General features: G+C 47.2%; 16 protein-coding genes. 9 read left to right on the plus strand and 7 right to left on the minus strand.

Features of this window, described 5'->3' with window-relative positions:
* The first annotated feature begins 33 nt into the window (after positions 1 to 33).
* Both C0033_RS19965 and C0033_RS27535 read left to right on the plus strand, forming a co-directional pair.
* The gene (locus C0033_RS19965) at positions 34 to 360 is read left to right on the plus strand and encodes a MazG nucleotide pyrophosphohydrolase domain-containing protein (RefSeq protein WP_103229663.1); all 327 of its coding nucleotides are present in this window, start codon (positions 34 to 36) and stop codon (positions 358 to 360) included.
* Between the two features lie 51 nt (positions 361 to 411).
* Complete coding sequence (locus C0033_RS27535; protein WP_103229664.1) at positions 412 to 1185, plus strand: hypothetical protein; 774 nt, start codon at positions 412 to 414, stop codon at positions 1183 to 1185.
* Between the two features lie 315 nt (positions 1186 to 1500).
* Here the strand turns inward: C0033_RS27535 and C0033_RS19975 are convergent, their stop codons facing one another.
* The 5 genes from C0033_RS19975 to C0033_RS19995 form a co-directional block, all read right to left on the minus strand.
* Entirely contained in the window at positions 1501 to 2436 is a 936-nt protein-coding gene (locus C0033_RS19975; RefSeq protein ID WP_103229665.1) for a type I phosphomannose isomerase catalytic subunit, read from the minus strand.
* Positions 2437 to 2474: 38 nt separating this feature from the next.
* Entirely contained in the window at positions 2475 to 3878 is a 1404-nt protein-coding gene (pepV, locus tag C0033_RS19980) for a dipeptidase PepV (RefSeq protein ID WP_103229666.1), read from the minus strand.
* A 46-nt stretch (positions 3879 to 3924) separates the two neighbouring features.
* On the minus strand, positions 3925 to 4371 hold the full coding sequence (locus tag C0033_RS19985; RefSeq protein WP_103229667.1) for a GatB/YqeY domain-containing protein: 447 nt from the start codon (positions 4369 to 4371) through the stop codon (positions 3925 to 3927).
* 46 nt (positions 4372 to 4417) lie between these two features.
* A complete protein-coding gene (locus C0033_RS19990) occupies positions 4418 to 6010 on the minus strand; it encodes a peptide chain release factor 3 (RefSeq protein WP_103229668.1) in 1593 nt (530 codons plus the stop codon).
* Positions 6011 to 6295: 285 nt separating this feature from the next.
* The gene (locus C0033_RS19995) at positions 6296 to 8203 is read right to left on the minus strand and encodes an alkyl sulfatase dimerization domain-containing protein (RefSeq protein WP_103229669.1); all 1908 of its coding nucleotides are present in this window, start codon (positions 8201 to 8203) and stop codon (positions 6296 to 6298) included.
* A gap of 117 nt (positions 8204 to 8320) precedes the next feature.
* Between C0033_RS19995 and C0033_RS20000 the strand changes: the two genes are divergently transcribed.
* Positions 8321 to 8866, plus strand: a complete 546-nt coding sequence (locus C0033_RS20000) for a TetR/AcrR family transcriptional regulator C-terminal domain-containing protein (protein ID WP_103229670.1) — start codon at positions 8321 to 8323, stop codon at positions 8864 to 8866.
* Positions 8867 to 9065: 199 nt separating this feature from the next.
* Here C0033_RS20000 and coaBC read toward each other — a convergent pair whose 3' ends face one another.
* On the minus strand, positions 9066 to 10256 hold the full coding sequence (coaBC, locus tag C0033_RS20005; RefSeq protein ID WP_103229671.1) for a bifunctional phosphopantothenoylcysteine decarboxylase/phosphopantothenate--cysteine ligase CoaBC: 1191 nt from the start codon (positions 10254 to 10256) through the stop codon (positions 9066 to 9068).
* A gap of 145 nt (positions 10257 to 10401) precedes the next feature.
* On the opposite strand from coaBC, the gene C0033_RS20010 reads away from it, so the two are divergent.
* Together C0033_RS20010 and sigG are read left to right on the plus strand one after the other, a co-directional pair.
* Positions 10402 to 11169 carry a type III pantothenate kinase gene (locus C0033_RS20010; protein WP_103229672.1) on the plus strand — a complete coding sequence of 256 codons (768 nt, stop codon included), beginning with the start codon at positions 10402 to 10404 and terminating at the stop codon, positions 11167 to 11169.
* Positions 11170 to 11276: 107 nt separating this feature from the next.
* Positions 11277 to 12053, plus strand: coding sequence for an RNA polymerase sporulation sigma factor SigG (sigG, locus tag C0033_RS20015; protein ID WP_103229673.1), 777 nt, complete (start codon positions 11277 to 11279; stop codon positions 12051 to 12053).
* Between the two features lie 132 nt (positions 12054 to 12185).
* On the opposite strand, the gene C0033_RS20020 is transcribed toward sigG, so the two are convergent.
* On the minus strand, positions 12186 to 12380 hold the full coding sequence (locus C0033_RS20020) for a hypothetical protein (protein WP_103229674.1): 195 nt from the start codon (positions 12378 to 12380) through the stop codon (positions 12186 to 12188).
* Positions 12381 to 12886: 506 nt separating this feature from the next.
* On the opposite strand from C0033_RS20020, the gene C0033_RS20025 reads away from it, so the two are divergent.
* The 4 genes from C0033_RS20025 to C0033_RS20040 all read left to right on the plus strand — a co-directional run bounded on the left by C0033_RS20025 (position 12887) and on the right by C0033_RS20040 (position 17917).
* Positions 12887 to 13585, plus strand: coding sequence for a response regulator transcription factor (locus C0033_RS20025; protein WP_103229675.1), 699 nt, complete (start codon positions 12887 to 12889; stop codon positions 13583 to 13585).
* Entirely contained in the window at positions 13579 to 14568 is a 990-nt protein-coding gene (locus tag C0033_RS20030; protein ID WP_103229676.1) for a HAMP domain-containing sensor histidine kinase, read from the plus strand. The genes C0033_RS20025 and C0033_RS20030 overlap by 7 nt, the downstream gene beginning before the upstream one ends.
* An 86-nt stretch (positions 14569 to 14654) precedes the next feature.
* Positions 14655 to 15338: an ABC transporter ATP-binding protein gene (locus C0033_RS20035; protein ID WP_103229677.1), complete on the plus strand. Its 684-nt coding sequence runs from the start codon at positions 14655 to 14657 to the stop codon at positions 15336 to 15338.
* Positions 15335 to 17917: an ABC transporter permease gene (locus tag C0033_RS20040; RefSeq protein WP_103229678.1), complete on the plus strand. Its 2583-nt coding sequence runs from the start codon at positions 15335 to 15337 to the stop codon at positions 17915 to 17917. The genes C0033_RS20035 and C0033_RS20040 overlap by 4 nt, the downstream gene beginning before the upstream one ends.
* Positions 17918 to 18152: the final 235 nt, after the last annotated feature.

Raw genomic sequence — 18152 nt, forward strand, 5'->3', positions numbered from 1 at the left:
GCGAACAAATCGGAATGTGAGGAGGTAAATAGCATGTCAGATTTTAGTATAAATCAAATGCAAGAAATGCAAAGAAGTCTCCAAAATAAGTATAAGGATAAATGGGAACCAATTGGTCCGGAAGCAGGAAAACACAAGATGCTTTGGATGATTGGTGAAATAGGTGAAGTCATTGATATTGTTAAAAAACATGGGGACATAAAGGCTTCTACTGATATTGATTTAAGAAAGGAACTTGTTGAGGAATTGGCTGACGTTCTTATGTACTATAATGATATCATGCTATGTTACAACATAACTGAACAGGAGTTACAGCAAGCTTATTGTGAAAAGTTTCAAAAAAATATGAAGCGATGGTAAATTCCGGTTTGTCAGACTGACAAATCGTAACTTATAAGGGAGAAATCTTTGATGAATGGGCAAATGTATCAAATTGCGTCTATTGTCGCGGCAGGAAAAAGAGCAATACAGTCCTCCAACTTGATTAAATATGAATTTTCGAATTATGAAAACAGCATTGAATTTGATTTTCTGCCGCAAAAGGGGTTTTTTAAGGAGAACAAGTATACCGCACCGAATGTATCGGCATGGTTTGAGCAAATAAAGGAAAATGGGGTACAAGACATAAAATTGCTTTGTCCATATTCAGTCAAAGACCTTCAGCTTTTAGGTTTCTCAAATACTACAGAGAGTTCTATTTTGTGTTTTCATAAAAATGGAAAGGTAACCTACTTTGTTGCCGATTGGCAATTTAATCATGAACGAAAGCAATGGAATATCCTGTATTCAGAGCATGATTGGCCTAATCCACCATCTAAAAAACCGCAGTTTAATGATAATACCGATTCGTTTCGGAAGATATTATTAGAAATTAAATCATTCGCTACTCAAATTGAATGTGAGAACTTTGCACACATTTTTAACTCCGCCATAAGTCTTTTAGATGGCAGTTGCGAGTATCCAGACAAAAAATATGGTTTAGAATTGCCGCAAATACCGCAGCAGAATCTTCAAATTTTTGAAGCGGCAAGCATTGCGGACGTGTTTGGTGCAATGGGGTCATGGAATGACAGCCCTCCCTATATGGCCCACATAAAAGGATTGGATAAAGAATATGAAGCTCTTTCTGCTGAATTGTTCAAAAATATTCGGCTTGCCATTTTGTACTCTATCAATGAATGGTAAGGGTATTGAACTAGGAAACAAACCTGCATTTTATGGAGTGATAAAATGAGAAAAGGATTCTGGAAGAAATTATCCTATGAAGATAAATTTGACAGGAAATATGCTTGCTGGACGCACAATCATAATGGATGGCGAAAATATAAGCGCAGCAATCGGAGAATTGCCAGAAGAAAAATAAACAGAATGATTTTGAATGAATAGGAGTAGTTTATTTTAAAAAGTTAACCGTGCCGGAAGCCGGGCATGAAAGAAGGAAGCGATTCCCTCTTTCACGCCCGGCTCCCGGCACGTCCTTAATTACAGCCGGCTTTCAGTCTAAACAAAGGAACAGATTAATGACATTGTTCCGTCCCATCTGCATTCCCCATATCCGGCCGGAATGATAAAGCTCTGGCCTTTTTTGATCTCTATCCCATTGATCTGTCCTTCGCCTTCCACAACCGTCACATTGACAAACGGCTTGTCAAAGGTTTGGGTGAAGCTTCCGTCAATCTCATACTTATAAACAGAATAGAAAGAACAGGTAATCAGATGGCTTTCCACCGCATGATCCAGCTGCCTTGTCTGAACCTGTGGAACTGCACGTTCGCTTTCAAACGGTGCTTTGATCACATCGATGGACTGCTTTACATGAAGCTGTCTCGGCTTGCCGTCGGAAAGACGGTCATAATCATATACCCGGTATGTAATATCGCTGTTCTGCTGAGTTTCCAGAATCAAAGTGCCGCCCTTAATCGCATGAAGGCATCCCGGATCGATCTGGAAAAAGTCGCCCTTTTTCACAGGAATCACACGGATGAATTCATCCCAGCGCTTTTCTAAAATCATCTCTTCCATCTCTTTATGGTCTTTTGCATGATGGCCGATCACAATCTGCGTATCGGGATCGCAGTCTAAGATATACCAGCACTCCGTTTTTCCAAGAGATCCATTTTCATGAACCGCCGCGTATTCATCGTCCGGATGAACCTGAATGCTGAGATCCTGTTTTGCATCGATGATTTTAATCAGCAGCGGATAACGGTCCCCCGGACAGTTGCCGAACAGCTCCGGGTGATCCTTCCACAACCCGCTCAGCGTACATCCGTCATAGGTGCCGCCAACTACCTTACAGTCCCCATTCTGGTGAGCGCTGATCGCCCAGCACTCACCCGTATGGTCACTTGGAATTTCCATATCATATACTTGTTTTAACCGGCTTCCTCCCCAGATCATTTCCTTTAAAACCGGTTCCATAAATAACAATTCCATGTTGTTTCTCCTCTCCCCTTATTCGGAAACAAATGTCATTATTCGCAAAGATCCGCGATTACCTGTGCAAATATCTTAGCGCTGATCAGCAGTTCGTCAATCACTGCAAATTCATCCGCGCCATGCATACGGTTATCGGTACCCGGCATAGCAGCGCCAAATGCCACGCCGTTTTTCAGGTGATGAACATAAGTGCCGCCGCCTGTGGACTGGCATTCGCCCTTTAATCCCGTATAATCTTCATAAACTCTTAAAAGCGTCTGAACGAAATGAGAATCTCCATCCACGTGATGAGGTTCTTTCATCTTATCATTTAACAGGGTAAATCCGTTTTCTGCCATCTTAGCTTTTACAACATGAAGCACATTTTCTTCATTGGCACAGATCGGACATCTGCTGTCAAAGGTTCCGTCTAAGGATACCGCATCCACCTTCAAAAGGCTGAATGCCAGGGTAAGGTCGCCTGAAAGTTCATCCGCCATGGCGATTCCAAGAGCTTTTCCCTTTGTATCTCCATGCGGAATCAGTTTCACCAGTTTATGAATCGCATCGATCTGCTCGCAGGCTGCAAACGGAAGCTTTGTCAGCATGGTGAGAAGCGCGGTCAGCGCATTATTTCCGTCATGAGGATGAGCCGCATGAGCGCCCTCTCCCACTGCCAGGATCTTCGTCTCGTCTTCTTCCGTATCGATCTCAAAAACCACGCCTGTGGACTTTGTGATCTCCTGGCATGCCTGATCCAGAACAGCTCTGTCAATTCCTTTCACCACGGCGTTTGCTTTTCCGGGAACCACGTTCACCTTGATTCCTGCGGTTACGCTCACAAGTTTAGGAAGGGCTTCCGACGCCTTAAATTCAGCCGTGAAATGACCTGCTAAGCTGCCCTTTTCCGTATTGGTCACAGGGAATTCCGCATCCGGTGAAAATGTCATCGGAGCTTCCTTTTCCACCGCATAATAATGAGCGATGTCAGAGCTTCCGCATTCTTCATCTGTACCCAGAATCAAACGCACATTTTTATTAACCGGAATGTCCAGTTCTTTAATTGCGCGGAGCGCATACAATGCGGCAACCGCCGGTCCCTTGTCATCGGCAGTTCCGCGGCCGAATAATTTGCCGTCTTTTTCTACCGGATTAAAAGGTTCTGTAACCGTCCATCCCTCTCCGGCAGGAACCACGTCCAAATGAGCCAGAATATCCAGCTGGTGTTCTTTATCGTTTAAATCCACGGTTCCAACGTAGTTATCGTAATTTCTGATGGAAAATCCATATTCTTCCGCCATGGAAAGGGCTGCGTTCAGCGCGTCAAATGCTCCCGCTCCGTAAGGCTTTCCTTCTTCATACGGCATCTTCTCGCTGTTGATTCTGCAAAGCTTGCAGATGTCATCCAGCATTTCCTGTCTGTGGGAATCAATATAAGCTTCGATCTTCTCTCTATACATAAAAACCTCTCATTCTGCCGTTTTCCGGCGTTTTCTTATATTATTACTATTTCATCATAGAAGCCAGGGTTTCATTTACCACTTTGCCGTCAGCTTTTCCTTTTACCTTCGGCATGAGAACTTTCATAATTTTACCTTTATCGGCAGGAGAAGGCTTTTCAATGCCAAGTTCAGCCAGGACGGATTTGATCACTTCCGTGATCTGCTCCACGCTCATGTCCTCCGGAACGAATTCTTTGTAAACGCGAAGGCGCGCCGCTGCCTCCTCCCGGATATCATCCCGGTCGGCAGGAGCCGTATCGTAGGTTTCCTGGGTCTGTTTGATTTCCTTTTTGATAACGGCATTCTCTTCCTCTTCGGTCAGGTCTTCCCTCTTGTCGATCTGCGCATTTTTAAGAGTGCTTAAAAGCATGGATAAGGAATCTTTTCTGGTTTTGTCCTTTGCTTTCATCGCCTCTACCATCGCGGCTCTGATTACATCAATCTTGCTCATGTCTGTTCCTCCATTTCATTTATAATCTTATAAATACTTGATAACACTAATTTCTTCCGAATTCGCTGAGTTTCAGTCCCGGGTTGCGGTCCAGAACCATGCCCACGCTCCAGCTGTTCACAAATAATAACAGCGGGTTGTCCTTCAGGTCCTTAATTCGTTTCATATCGGATGTGCCCTGAATCTTAGCCACATCCACTTCTTCTTTATTCTCCACCCAGCGGATATATTCATATGGGAGTTTTTCAAGCTTCACTTCCACATTGTACTCATTTTCCAGGCGGTAAGTCAAAACTTCGAATTGAAGAACGCCTACAACGCCCACGATAATCTCTTCCATACCGGTATTAAATTCCTGGAAGATCTGAATCGCGCCTTCCTGTGCAATCTGGTTTACACCTTTGATGAACTGTTTTCTCTTCATGGTATCCATCTGGCGCACCCTTGCAAAATGTTCCGGTGCGAAAGTCGGAATTCCTTCAAATTCAATTTTATCATTGGACGCGCACAGCGTATCTCCGATGGAGAAGATGCCGGGATCGAATACGCCGATAATATCTCCTGCGTAGGCCTCTTCCACGATCTTCCTGTCCTGTGCCATCAGCTGCTGCGGCTGGGACAAACGGATCTTTCTGCCGCCCTGGACATGGTTGACTTCCATCCCCGCCTCAAACTTGCCGGAACAGATGCGCATGAACGCGATCCTGTCCCTGTGGGCTTTATTCATATTGGCCTGAATCTTAAATACAAATGCGCTGAAATCCTCTTTAAACGGGTCCACCACCCCGGTAGTCGTTTTTCTGGAAAGCGGAGAAGTTGTCATCTGCAGGAAATGCTTTAAAAATGTCTCCACGCCGAAATTAGTGAGGGCTGATCCGAAAAATGCCGGTGACAACTGTCCTGTGCTCACCAGTTCCATATCAAAAGCGTCACTGGCTCCGTCCAAAAGCTCGATCTCATCCTTTAACTGCTGATGGTAATCCTGGCCGATCAGCGCGTCCACGTCCGTTCCCTCCACATCAAATTCCTGGGATTCCACTTCCTTCTGTCCTCCCATAGCGGCTTTAAACGTGGTGATCTTTTTCGTATTCCTGTCATAAACACCTTTAAAATTCTTACCGCATCCGATAGGCCAGTTAACCGGACAGGTGCGGATACCCAGCACGGATTCGATCTCATCCATCAGCTCGAACGGATCGCGGGCCTCCCGGTCCATCTTATTGATAAATGTAAAAATTGGGATATTTCTTAACAGACAAACTTTGAACAGCTTGATGGTCTGAGCCTCCACACCTTTGGATGCATCGATTACCATTACCGCGGAATCGGCCGCCATCAAAGTACGGTAGGTGTCTTCCGAGAAATCCTGATGTCCCGGAGTATCCAGAATATTGATGCAGTATCCGTCATAATTAAACTGCATAACAGAAGACGTTACGGAAATACCTCTTTCCTTTTCAATCTCCATCCAGTCCGATACTGCATGTTTTGTAGCCTTTCTTCCCTTTACGGTACCGGCCAGATTGATGGCGCCTCCGTAGAGAAGGAATTTTTCTGTTAATGTGGTTTTACCGGCATCCGGGTGAGAGATGATGGCAAAGGTTCTTCGTTTTTTAATTTCTTCTGTTATATTAGACAAAGGTCTTTCCTCCAATTACTATTTAATTCGTAACTATTCAGAGGGGGCATCTTCTTGCATGGCCTGCGGCCATACAAGAAGCATCGGAGGTTCCTCCGATGTGAATATTGATATAAAAATCCGCTTACAAGCAAGCTTGACACTGATTTTCATATCAATATTCCCGCCCTCTGAACAGTTACTTTAATTCCAAATACTCAAAATATGGACGCCCAAGCAGGACGTCCACCTATTACCGCTTACTATTGTATTATTTTAACTCTTCAAAGTCAAGGGTTTTCCTTTCTATGGTTCAACAATCGGAAACAGCGGCCGGAATGTTACGGCATGCTCCGTCATTTCTTCCAGCACATCCTGCTTTCCTTCAATTTTTATAAGTTTTTTCCACAGTTCCCGCTTCCCGGAGATAACCGACGCCAGCGCCTGACGGGGCATGGTGAGAACTGCGTCCGGCTGTCCGGCTTTGCAGCGCCCTTTCGTATAAAGCAGAACTCCATGGTAAAAATGCACATAATACTCTTCTTTCGTGTCTGTGATAATAAAATCCATGCGGATATCCTTATCTGCGGATTTTTCACAGTCAATCATCATTCCCAGATAATCAAACATCATCTCCGTATCCATGCAGCGGACCACATCTCCCGCATCGGTGGCCCGTCCCTCCGGATTGCTCACAATCCCGTGGCGCAGCTCATAAGCTCCCATCAGATAAGCGTTGCGCCAGGGGCCGCTTTCCGACTGGTAACCTAACTGCTCCATCGCGTCGGCACAGAGCAGGCGGGCTTTTTCATTGCCCGGATCGGCAAACACGATTTCATTGCACACCTTGGCCACCCATTGATATTCTCCCTTTTCCATATCTTTTTCAGCCTTCAAAAGCACCGCGTCGGCTCCGCCCATGTACTCCACCATCTTACGGCCCTCATCGGACGGGGTCAAAGGATTCAAATTGACCGGATTTCCATCATACCAGCCCATGTACCGCTGGTAAACCGCTTTGGAATTATGGGAAAGGGTGCCGTAATAGCCCCGGGTATACCACACCTGTTCCAACTGTCTGGGCAGGCGGATTAAATGGGATATTTCGTTGGGAGTGAAGCCCTGGTTTAAATACATCACCGTCTGGTCATTGATATATTTATAGACTGCCGCCGTATTTTCCAGATACTCGTTTACGTCCGTTTTTCCCCAGTGGGGCCAGTTATGGGCCGTAAATACCACTTCGGCCTCCTGCCCCCACATCTGCTGTGCTTCAAACAGATAACCGGCCCAGGCATTGCCGTCCCGCACCTGGGTTCCCCTCAGGGTATACAGATTATGCATGGTGGCATTGCACAGTTCCGCCATCCACAGCGCTTTAAACTGAGGCAGATACCAGCACATCTCAGCAGGAGATTCCGTATCGGGGGCCATTAAGAATTCGAATTCCACGCCGTCGATCACCCTTTTATCCCCGGTCTTTTGAATCTCATCGGTAGGCCTTATGAATGTAATCAGACCTCTGGACTGCCCCATGCCGATTCCCATGCTCAAAGTTCCCGTCTTTCCCTGGGGCAGGCTGGGGCCGTACTGATAGGAGCTGCGCCGTGCGACGGCCCGGAAAGTATAGCAGTTTTCTTTTACCGCATGGTGCATATAGCCATGAGGTACAATGAGGGGGATTTTCCCTTCCTGAATCTCCTCTTCCTTCACAATTCCTTTGATTCCGCCAAAATGATCCGTATGGGGATGACTGATCACAATGGCGGAAACAGGCCTCTCACCCAGATTTTTCTGAATCAGATCCATGGCGGCTCTGGCGCACTCGCAGCTGATCAGCGGATCGAACACGATCCAGCCATTCTCCCCTTCCACCACAGTCAGGTTGCTCATGTCATAGCCTCTGACCTGATAGATGCCATCCGTCACTTTAAAAAGCCCATACTGGTGGTTTAAATGGGCATTTATCCAAAGGCTTGGGTTGATTGTCTCATCCACCTGGCTTTCATCCCTTAAAAATTCAAATCCCCTCTGGCTCCAAACCACCTTTCCGCTGTCATCCCTGATCTCCAAATGTTCCGGCGCGTCGATCAGGTTCTTCTTCGCGCAGTCAAACTCCCTCCTGTCGTCAAAATCCAACATATCATAGTATTTTTCATTCTCTTTCCTTGTAAAACTGCTGGCCGGTTTTACCTGTTTTGTGTATTCATACATATGAACCCTTCCTCCTATCGGCTGAAATGATAAAATCTCCTCTTGTGACGGAGAAGCTTTACTGATAAAATAAATATTATTTAATGACGGCGGAAAAACCGCCCGGGGAGAAAAGAAATGTCCAGTTCCGAAATCACGAAAAACTCGATCATTACCGCCACCAAAAACCTGATTAAAAACAGGCCCATAGAAAAAATATCCACCAGAGACATCACCAATGCCTGCGGTTTAAACCGCAACACCTTTTACTATCATTTCAAGGATAAATATGAGATTCTGGAATGGATCTTTACCCATGAGGTCAAACCGGCTCTCGATCCCTATATGAAGCTGGGCGACTGGCCGGAAAGCGCGGTAACCCTCTGTGAACTCATGCGCCTGGAACCGGAATTCTACGGCAATGCCCTCAAATCCGGCCAAAACCGGCAGGGTTCCTTCATCGGAATTCTGGAAACCTATTTTAAAGAATTTTTCATTCAGGGCGGCGCAGCCCATTATGACCGTCTTGGGCTGAGCGCAGAAAACAGGGAAATGGTTGCCCGTTTTTACAGTCATGCGGTCATCGGCATCATCTGCGACTGGGTGTCTTTCGGCATGAAAAAAGATCCCCGTAAGATGGCTGAGATCATTCATCTGGTGCAGGAACAAAAATTATTCTTATGATCCGTATGTTCCGTTTTTCTTTCTCTTATGGTTCCTATTTTAGGACAGAAACAGCCGGATTGGTATGGGCAATCATCGCAAATGCCTAAAAATCAGGCAGAATTTGAAAATTGCCTATACCAATCCGGCTGTTTATTAAATCCTATATTACCAGGTTTTATTACGGTCAGCGCAGTAAATGCGCAGACCTTCGAAACAGTTACATCATATCTTTAATCACAGTCAGAATCCGGTGCGCCGCCTCAAGCTTAGTCATCTTCTCAAGTTCCGTGACGGAATCTTTGGTTATCAGAGTCACCACATTGGTATCCGTACCAAATCCGGCTCCCTCCACCTTTAAGTTATTGGCCACAACCATATCGATGTGCTTCTTCTCCAGCTTTTTAGCCGAGTTTTCCAGCATATTCTGGGTCTCCATAGAAAATCCGCATAAAAACTGCCCTTCTCTGCGGTGAGAACCCAGATAAGCCAGGATATCGTCGGTCCGCTCCAGCTCAATGCTCATATCCCCGTCCGTTTTTTTCGTTTTCTCGGTTCCCACATGAGACGGCCTGTAATCCGCTACCGCGGCAGCTTTGATGATAATATCCTGCTCGCCGCTCACATCGGTCACAGCCTCAAACATCTCCCTGGCGCTGGTTATATGCACCATCTTCACAAACCGGAGCTCAGGCAGGGAAACAGGGCCGCTGACAAGCGTTACCTCGGCCCCTCTTCTGGCGGCAGCTTCTGCAATGGCATATCCCATCTTTCCGGTGGAATGGTTGGTGATAAAGCGGACAGGGTCAACCGCCTCTCTGGTCGGCCCTGCGGTGACCAGAATCTTCTTTCCGGCCAAATCCTTTTCAAATGCCAGTTCCTGCATGATGTGGTCAAACAGTTCCTCAGGTTCCGGCATCTTTCCTGCCCCGGTATCGCCACAGGCCAGATACCCAACCGCCGGTTCCAGCACTTCCATTCCATATTTTCTGCAAAGGTCCAGATTATCCTGAACGATAGGATTTTCGTACATATTGGTATTCATAGCAGGAACAACGATCTTTTTGCACCGGCAGGCCAATGCCGTTGTGGTCAGCATGTCATCCGCAAGCCCATGAGCCAGTTTTGCAATTACATTGGCTGTGGCCGGGGCCGCCATGAAGATATCCGCCCGCTTTGCAAGAGCCACATGCTCCACGCTGTGCTGAAAGTTCCTGTCAAAGGTATCCACCAGACATTTATTCCCTGTCAGCGATTCAAATGTTATGGGATTTATAAAATTAGTGGCATTGCGCGTCATGATCACCTGCACATCCGCATGCTGTTTTTTAAGCATACTGGCCAGGCTGGCAATCTTATAAGCAGCAATTCCTCCTGATACAGCTAAAACTACGGTCTTGCCTTTTAACATCATTCTCCTCCATTCCGTCCATACCGGGAGCTTCCGTTCTCCATCCGCCAGCAGCGTCTGACCGGAAACTCTCTGCGTTGTGTTCTAAAAAAAAGTATGGTAGGATTATAGCATATCCAGAAGACAATTGAAAGGAGTCAAAACCATGATTTTAGCAATCGACATGGGCAATACAAACATTGTAATCGGAGGTATTGATGACGAGAAGACCTACTTCGTAGAGCGCATCACCACCAACCATGTAAAAACCACTTTGGAATATGCAATTAACTTTAAAAATATTTTTGAAATTCATGAAATCGATCCGAAAACAATAGAAGGCGCAATTCTCTCTTCCGTTGTTCCGCCGCTGAACGCCACCATCTCATCCGCAGTCAATAAGATCTGCGGCATGCGGCCTTTGATCGTGGGGCCCGGCATGAAAACCGGTCTCAATATTATTATGGATAATCCCCGCAACGTGGGCAGCGATTTAATCGTGGATTCGGTTGCCGCCATCAGCGAACACCCCTGTCCGATCATCATCATCGACATGGGAACCGCCACAACCATGTGCGTAGTCGATCCCGCCGGCAATTACATCGGCGGAGCCATTTTGCCGGGCCTGAAAATATCGCTTGACACATTGAGCAGCAAAACGGCCCAGCTGCCCCAGATCAGTCTGGACATTCCGCAGAAAGTGATCGGTAAAAATACCATCGACTGCATGCGCAGCGGCATCATGTACGGCAATGCCGGAATGATCGACGGCATCATCGAACGGATGGAGGCTGAGCTTGGCCAGCCGGCCACTGTTTTGGCCACAGGCGGCCTTTCCAGATTTGTAACTCCGCTGTGTAAACATAAGATTATATACGATGAATCTTTATTGTTAAAGGGGTTGCTTATTTTATTTAAGAAAAATAAACAGTAAGAAAAAACTGGTAATTTATTTTCTGCTTCCGGCAGTATAAAACCTGATCTCCATGTACATCATTCATGTATAGGTTTAACCAAAATGAATGATGCGGAGGTAAGGATATGCCTGTATACAAAGTAGAAATCTGCGGTGTCAATACTGCAAAATTACCACTATTGAGCAACGATGAAAAAGAAGCGTTATTCAAACGAATCCTGGACGGAGATAAAGAGGCCAGAGAACAATACATTAAAGGGAATCTCAGACTGGTACTTAGCGTAATACAGCGTTTTTCCAGCAGCAATGAGAATGTGGACGACCTTTTCCAGATCGGCTGTATTGGCTTAATAAAAGCCATTGACAATTTCGATATCACTCAGAACGTGCGCTTTTCCACATATGCGGTTCCCATGATTTTAGGCGAAGTCCGCCGGTACCTCAGGGACAATAATTCAATCCGCGTCAGCCGTTCCCTGCGCGACACCGCCTATAAGGCGATCTATGCCAAGGAAGGCCTTATGAAAAAGAATCTGAAGGAGCCTACCATTATGGAGATCGCCGATGAAATCGGCGTGAGCAAGGAGGAGGTAACCTTTGCCCTGGATGCGATCCAGACCCCTGTCAGCCTTTATGAACCAGTCTACACCGACGGAGGCGATCCTCTTTATGTGATGGACCAGATCAGCGATAAAAAAAACCTGGAAGAAAACTGGGTGGAGGACATCTCCTTAGGCGAGGCCATGAAACGCCTTCCGGAGCGGGAACGCCATATCATAGATATGCGCTTTTTCGAAGGGAAAACACAGACTGAGGTGGCCGAAGAAATCAACATCAGCCAGGCACAGGTAAGCCGCCTCGAAAAAAATGCTTTGAAGAGTATGAGGAATTACCTCAACTGATAGTGGGCGAAGGGTACGCCCAAGCGGAGGGGGATGACAGGGAGCCGCGCAGGCCAACGGGCAGGGACAGTTCAAGAGCGGGGCGAAACCAGTTTCCGTGATGGGAAGATGTAAGAGAAACGGGCGCCGGATTCAGGGCGCGATCAAAGCTACGGAAGAAATTCTGAAGAATTTTTCCTCCGCGTTGATCTTGGAAAACGGAATGATATCCCGTTTTCCATCCCTGAATCCGACGCCCGTTTCTCTAACATCTTCCGAATCACTGCAAATGGTTTCGCCCCGCTCTTGAACCGTCCCTGCCCGTTGGCCTGCGCGGCTCCCTGTCATCCCCCTCCGCTTGGGCTGGCGTTCTCGGGCTGGAGGAGGTAATTATTTATACTCTTGGGGGGAAATAATGGAATAAAATAAGATCAATTGTATTGTTGGCATTATCGTAAGGGTAGTGCTTTTTTTGATGGTAATTATAAAGGGATTTTAGCATCAATGTGATTTATGATGTTCCTGTGTCAAGATTTGATATTTTAGTAATTTCTCAATTTAGCTTGTACTATTTATATTCTAACATCAATATTCTTACATCATGAGGTTTGGGTTGGGAAGGTGAAGGGGCGGGATTAGGAGTATTTTGAGGTTAGAATATATCGGGGTTTGTATAATTGGGATAAAAGAAATATAATGGAAGAATGGATGTGAAGTTCGAATGGTTTGGGGTTGATATTCTAACAGCAAAAATGGTGTGGTGTTAGAATGATTGGATGGATAGCGGAGAATAGGAAGTTCTAATATCAAAGGTTACCATATGGGCGCTGGAATGGAAAGGACGGTAGGAATAGATGAAACGGATATTTTTGGTGGAGGACGATGGGGCAATTGCTAAGAATTTGGGGCTTTTGCTTCGGGGGGAAGGGTTTTTGGTCACTCATGCAGGTACGCGGGGAGAGGCGGCGGAAGTTATTGGAAGGGAGAGATTTGATCTGGCGTTGGTTGATATTTCTCTGCCTGACGGCAATGGGTTTTCGGTCTGTACGGAAATTAAGGCGGCGCAGGATATACCGGTGTTGTTTTTGACGGCTTCTGACGATGAGGCCAGCGTTGTTACCGGGCTGAACATCGGAGGGGATGATTATATTACAAAGCCATTTCGTCCCCGTGAATTGGTTGCCAGGATTCAAGCCGCTTTGAGAAAGGGCGGGCGTTCGGGGACGGTTTTTGAAATCGGGGGGCTTCTTGTGGATACGGGCAGCGGGGTTGTGAAGAAAGACGGATGTGAAGTATTTCTGTCTGCGCTGGAATACCGTTTGCTGCTGGTGTTTATTGGAAATCCTAATATTATCATCACCAGAGGGCGGCTGCTTGATGAATTGTGGGACGCGGCCGGGGAGTTTGTCAATGACAATACATTGACCGTATATATTAAACGTCTGCGGGAAAAGATCGAAAATGATCCTGCAAATCCGCAGATTATTCTGACCGTCCGGGGGACGGGATATCGACTGGGGGACGGGATATCGACTGGGGGACGGGTATGTTAAGGAATAAGGAAATTCGGCGGTTCGCTGTTTTGTTTGTCGTCATTGCCGCCTTTTTTGCGGCGCTGGGATTTGCGGCCGGAACGGCGGCGGGAATCCTCTCCTGCGCTTCTGCCGCCGCTTTTGGAACGGCTTTTTGGATTTTTACGAAGGCCCGGTATAAAAGCATCGCGCAGATATCCAATCAGATCGATCAGGTTCTGCACCATGATGATCATCTGTATATCGGAGAAGCGGAGGAAGGGGAGCTTTCCATTCTGCACAGCGAGATCACCAAAATGACGCTGCGCATCCGGGAGCAAAATGAAGCGCTGAAAAAGGAAAAAGAGCATCTGGCCGATTCGCTGGCTGACATCGCCCATCAGCTCCGCACTCCTCTCACATCTGCAAACCTGATTCTGTCACTGTTATCGGGCTGTCGGGAGGAAGGAGAGCAGAAGGCATTTTTGCGGGAGGCAGAGGAACTGCTTGTGCGGATGGATTGGCTGATCACTTCCTTGTTAAAGCTGTCCCGTCTTGACGCGGGCATCGTGGTATTTCAAATTGGTCAGACGGATGTGAGCAGCCTGATCGCTGCCGCAGTGCGCCCTTTTCTGATTCCAATGGAGCTGCGTCATATTGAATTAAAGACTGATGTGCCGGAAGGAATTATGGTTCAGGGTGATCCGGGCTGGCTTTCGGAAGCGCTTCAAAATATTATAAAAAACTGCATGGAAAGCACCGGGCAGGATGGAAGGATAGAGATCATTTGCAGCGATACCCAGCTGTTTACCGAGATCACGGTTCATGACAGCGGCAAGGGATTTGAGGAGAAGGAACTGCCCTGCCTGTTTGAGCGGTTTCACCGGGGCAAAAATCAGAACACGGACGGATACGGGATCGGTCTGGCTCTCTGTAAGATGATTATTACCCGGCAGGGTGGATCGGTCACAGCAAAGAATCACCCTCAGGGCGGCGCGGTATTTTCCATCCGCTTTCCAAAGTGACGGATCTCTCACCTGAAAGTCACAAAGATGTAAGCCGCAAGTTCTATTATATGGGTATACACAACCAGGAAAAGGAGGCTCACATAATGGAGTTTTTAAAAATCGAGAACCTGTGCAAGGTCTACGGCAAGGATGAGAATCAGGTCACGGCCCTCGATCATGTATCGCTTACAATCGAAAAAGGGGAATTTGTGGCGGTCATCGGTTCTTCCGGTTCCGGCAAATCCACATTGCTTCACATCATCGGCGGCGTGGACCTGCCTACCAGCGGAAAGGTATATCTGGACGGGCAGGACGTATATGCGGGAAGCAGCGATACCCTTGCCATCTTCCGCAGGCGTCAGGTCGGACTGATTTACCAGTTCCATAACCTCATCCCCACCCTGAATGTGGTGGAAAATATCACCCTTCCCATATTAATGGACAAACGGGAAGTCAATGAAGAACGGCTGAATGATCTGCTGAATCTGCTGGGCCTGAACGACCGGAAAAATCATCTGCCCAACCAGCTTTCCGGCGGCCAGCAGCAGCGTGTCTCCATAGGGCGCGCTCTTATGAACGCTCCGGCGGTCATGCTGGCCGACGAACCCACCGGCAGTCTGGACAGCAAAAACGGACATGAAATCATCCAGCTGCTGAAATTAAGCCACGAAAAATACCATCAGACCCTTATCATCGTCACACACGATGAAAATATTGCTTTGCAGGCGGACCGGATCATCGGAATTTCAGATGGGAAAGTGGTGCGGGATGAGAGGGTGCGGCCATGAACATTTTCAATAAAGTCACTTTAAAAAGCATGAAAAAGAACCGCACGCGCACATTGGTAACCGTAGCCGGGGTCATCCTGTCGTCCGCCATGATTACGGCAGTGGCCACATTTGCCGTTTCCCTGCAAAGTTATATGGTAAATAGCTCCATCGTGAAATACGGCGGATGGCATGTGGAGTTTTTGGATGTATCTCCTTCATTCGCAGAGGAACGGAGCCATGACCCGGAAGCCGTTTCCGCCGTTTCCTATGAAAATATCGGCTATGCGGCCCTTGACGGCGGGAAAAATCCCGACAAGCCCTATCTGTTTATAGCCGGGTTCAGCGAAGAGACATTTAACGCCCTGCCCATATCCCTGGTTTCAGGCAGGCTGCCGGCCAACAGCTTAGAGATTCTTGTTCCTGCCCATGTTGCGGCAAACGGCGGCGTTAAATTTTCAGTTGGCGATAAGGTTTCACTCGCCGTGGGAAAACGCATGGGAGCGGATAAAATCCTTGGGCAGCACGATCCCTATCTTTCAGGAAACCTTCCCGATACGTTCCACGAAACGCTGGTCCCGGAAGGCATAAAAACCTATACGGTTGTGGGAATCTGCGAAAGGCCCGCGTTTGAAGAATACTCCGCGCCGGGATACACGCTGATCACTGCCAAGGACCCTTCCGAACAGGCGGACAGCCTCAGCGTATTTGTCACACTTTCCAATCCCCGGAGAGTTCATGCTTATGCGGACAAAACAGCCGGGAACTACGCTTACGTCATGAACGACAATGTGCTGCGGTTTTTGGGACTTTCGGATGATAAGATCTTCAATCATATTGTGTACTGGATTGGAGGCATCTTGACCGCTTTGATCATGACCGGCTCATTTTTTTTGATCTATAATTCCTTTAACATATCGTTAAATGAGCGCATACAGCAGTTTGGAATTCTCTCGTCCGTGGGAGCCACTGCAAAGCAGCTGCGAAGTTCGGTACTGTTTGAAGGGCTTTGCGTCGGCGCGATGGGTATCCCTGCCGGCATCCTAATCGGCATCGCGAGCATCCGGTTTGTGATTTATATCGTGTCCGAAAATTTCAGAAATCTTCTGTACTCGTCCACGCCTTTAACCCTGACAGTGTCCATTTCTGCAGTTCTCACAGCAGCCGCAGCCAGCATGGTCACGATTTTGTTTTCAGCCTATATTCCGGCGAAAAAAGCGGCGGGCACTCCGGTAATGGAATGCATCCGTCAGACAAATGAGGTTAAAATAGATCCGAAAAACGTGAGCACGTCAAGATTAGCGCTACGCATTTACGGTCTGGAAGGCACTCTCGCGCTGAAAAATTACAACAGAAATAAAAAGCGTTACCGCAGCATTGTCCTTTCCCTCACCCTGAGCGTTGTGCTCTTTGTTTCCGGCAGCACGTTTGGAACCTTTCTGAAACAGGCGGCACAGCAGATGGTGGTAAATTCGGACTATGACATCTGTTTTACCACACAGGACATGGACGAAAACGAATTATTCCGTCTGTACGACCAATTAAAGACCGTGGGCGGCATTTACGGCAGTTCCTATCAGGCGGTTTCTACCTATCCATGCACAGTAGAAACAAACAGCCTATCCGACAGTTTCCGGGAATCCTCCGGCTTCGGCCCGACGGATGAAACAGCCAATCTGTCAATGGATATCCAGTTTATTGAAGACAGCATCTACCTGGATTTTATCAACAGTCTGGGGCTGCCCCCAGAGGAATATACCGGCCCCAACGCAAAACTGATCGCAGCGGCCAAAGTCAAAAAAGAGGACAAAAGTAAAAATGGAAAGAAAGAACTGGTTGATCTGTTCACAATTCCTTCCATGAATTTAACAATCTCCTCCGAAACAAATGACGGTTCCATTTCGGAACAAACGCTGGATCTGATATTTGTGGATACGATCCCCATCGATACACTGCCAAAGGACACTTCCCGGGTAAACCCTTATGTTTTTATCGTGGTCGCTCCTTATCAGCGAAAAGAAACGATGGCTGTGCCGGCTTCCCATACGGACATGGGATTGACATTTTCGTCTGATGCGCCTTCCGAGTCCACAGCGGAGATGGAAACGATCATTCAGGGCATGGGAATCACCGCCGGGTACTCTCTATATAACCTGCACAAAATGTTTGAGCAAAACCGAAGCATCCTATTCGTTGTCAATGTATTCACCTATGTTTTTGTAATCATGATTTCCCTGATCACTATCGCCAATGTGTTTAATACTATTTCGGCAAATATCAGGCTTCGAAGGCGCGAACTTGCCATGCTCCGCTCCATAGGCATGTCTGACCGGGCTTTCAGAAAAATGATGAATTTTGAATGTATTTTTTATGGCGCAAGGACCCTGATGTTTGGACTGCCGGCGGCCGCGATCCTGTCTTTGCTCATTTATAAAGCATTTATCGCCGGCGGAGCCGACATCATGTATCGTTTTCCATGGAGCGCTATGGGAATCAGCGTGCTAGGCGTCTTCCTCATCATATCCATCACAATGGTGTATTCCGTCAGCAAACTAAAAAAAGAAAACATTATCGATGCCATCCGCGACGATATGACTTAACTTTTGCATAAAATTGTTATTTAACGGGGGTGGCGAAGGGTACGCCCGGAATCGAGATGCGAGGAAGGGAGAGGCGGTCTTTACAGGAACCCGGGCGGGGGAGAATGAAAAAAGGCCAATTGGGATCGTATGGAACCCCTTTAGTGATTCTTAGGCACGCAAGTACAGAAAGAGACAGGTAGAAACTGAATTCCGAATCAGTTTCTAAGCGCCCCTTGAGCAGTGAAGTCATAAG

The sequence above is a fragment of the Clostridium sp. chh4-2 genome (assembly GCF_002899675.1).
Lineage (GTDB): Bacteria > Bacillota > Clostridia > Lachnospirales > Lachnospiraceae > CHH4-2.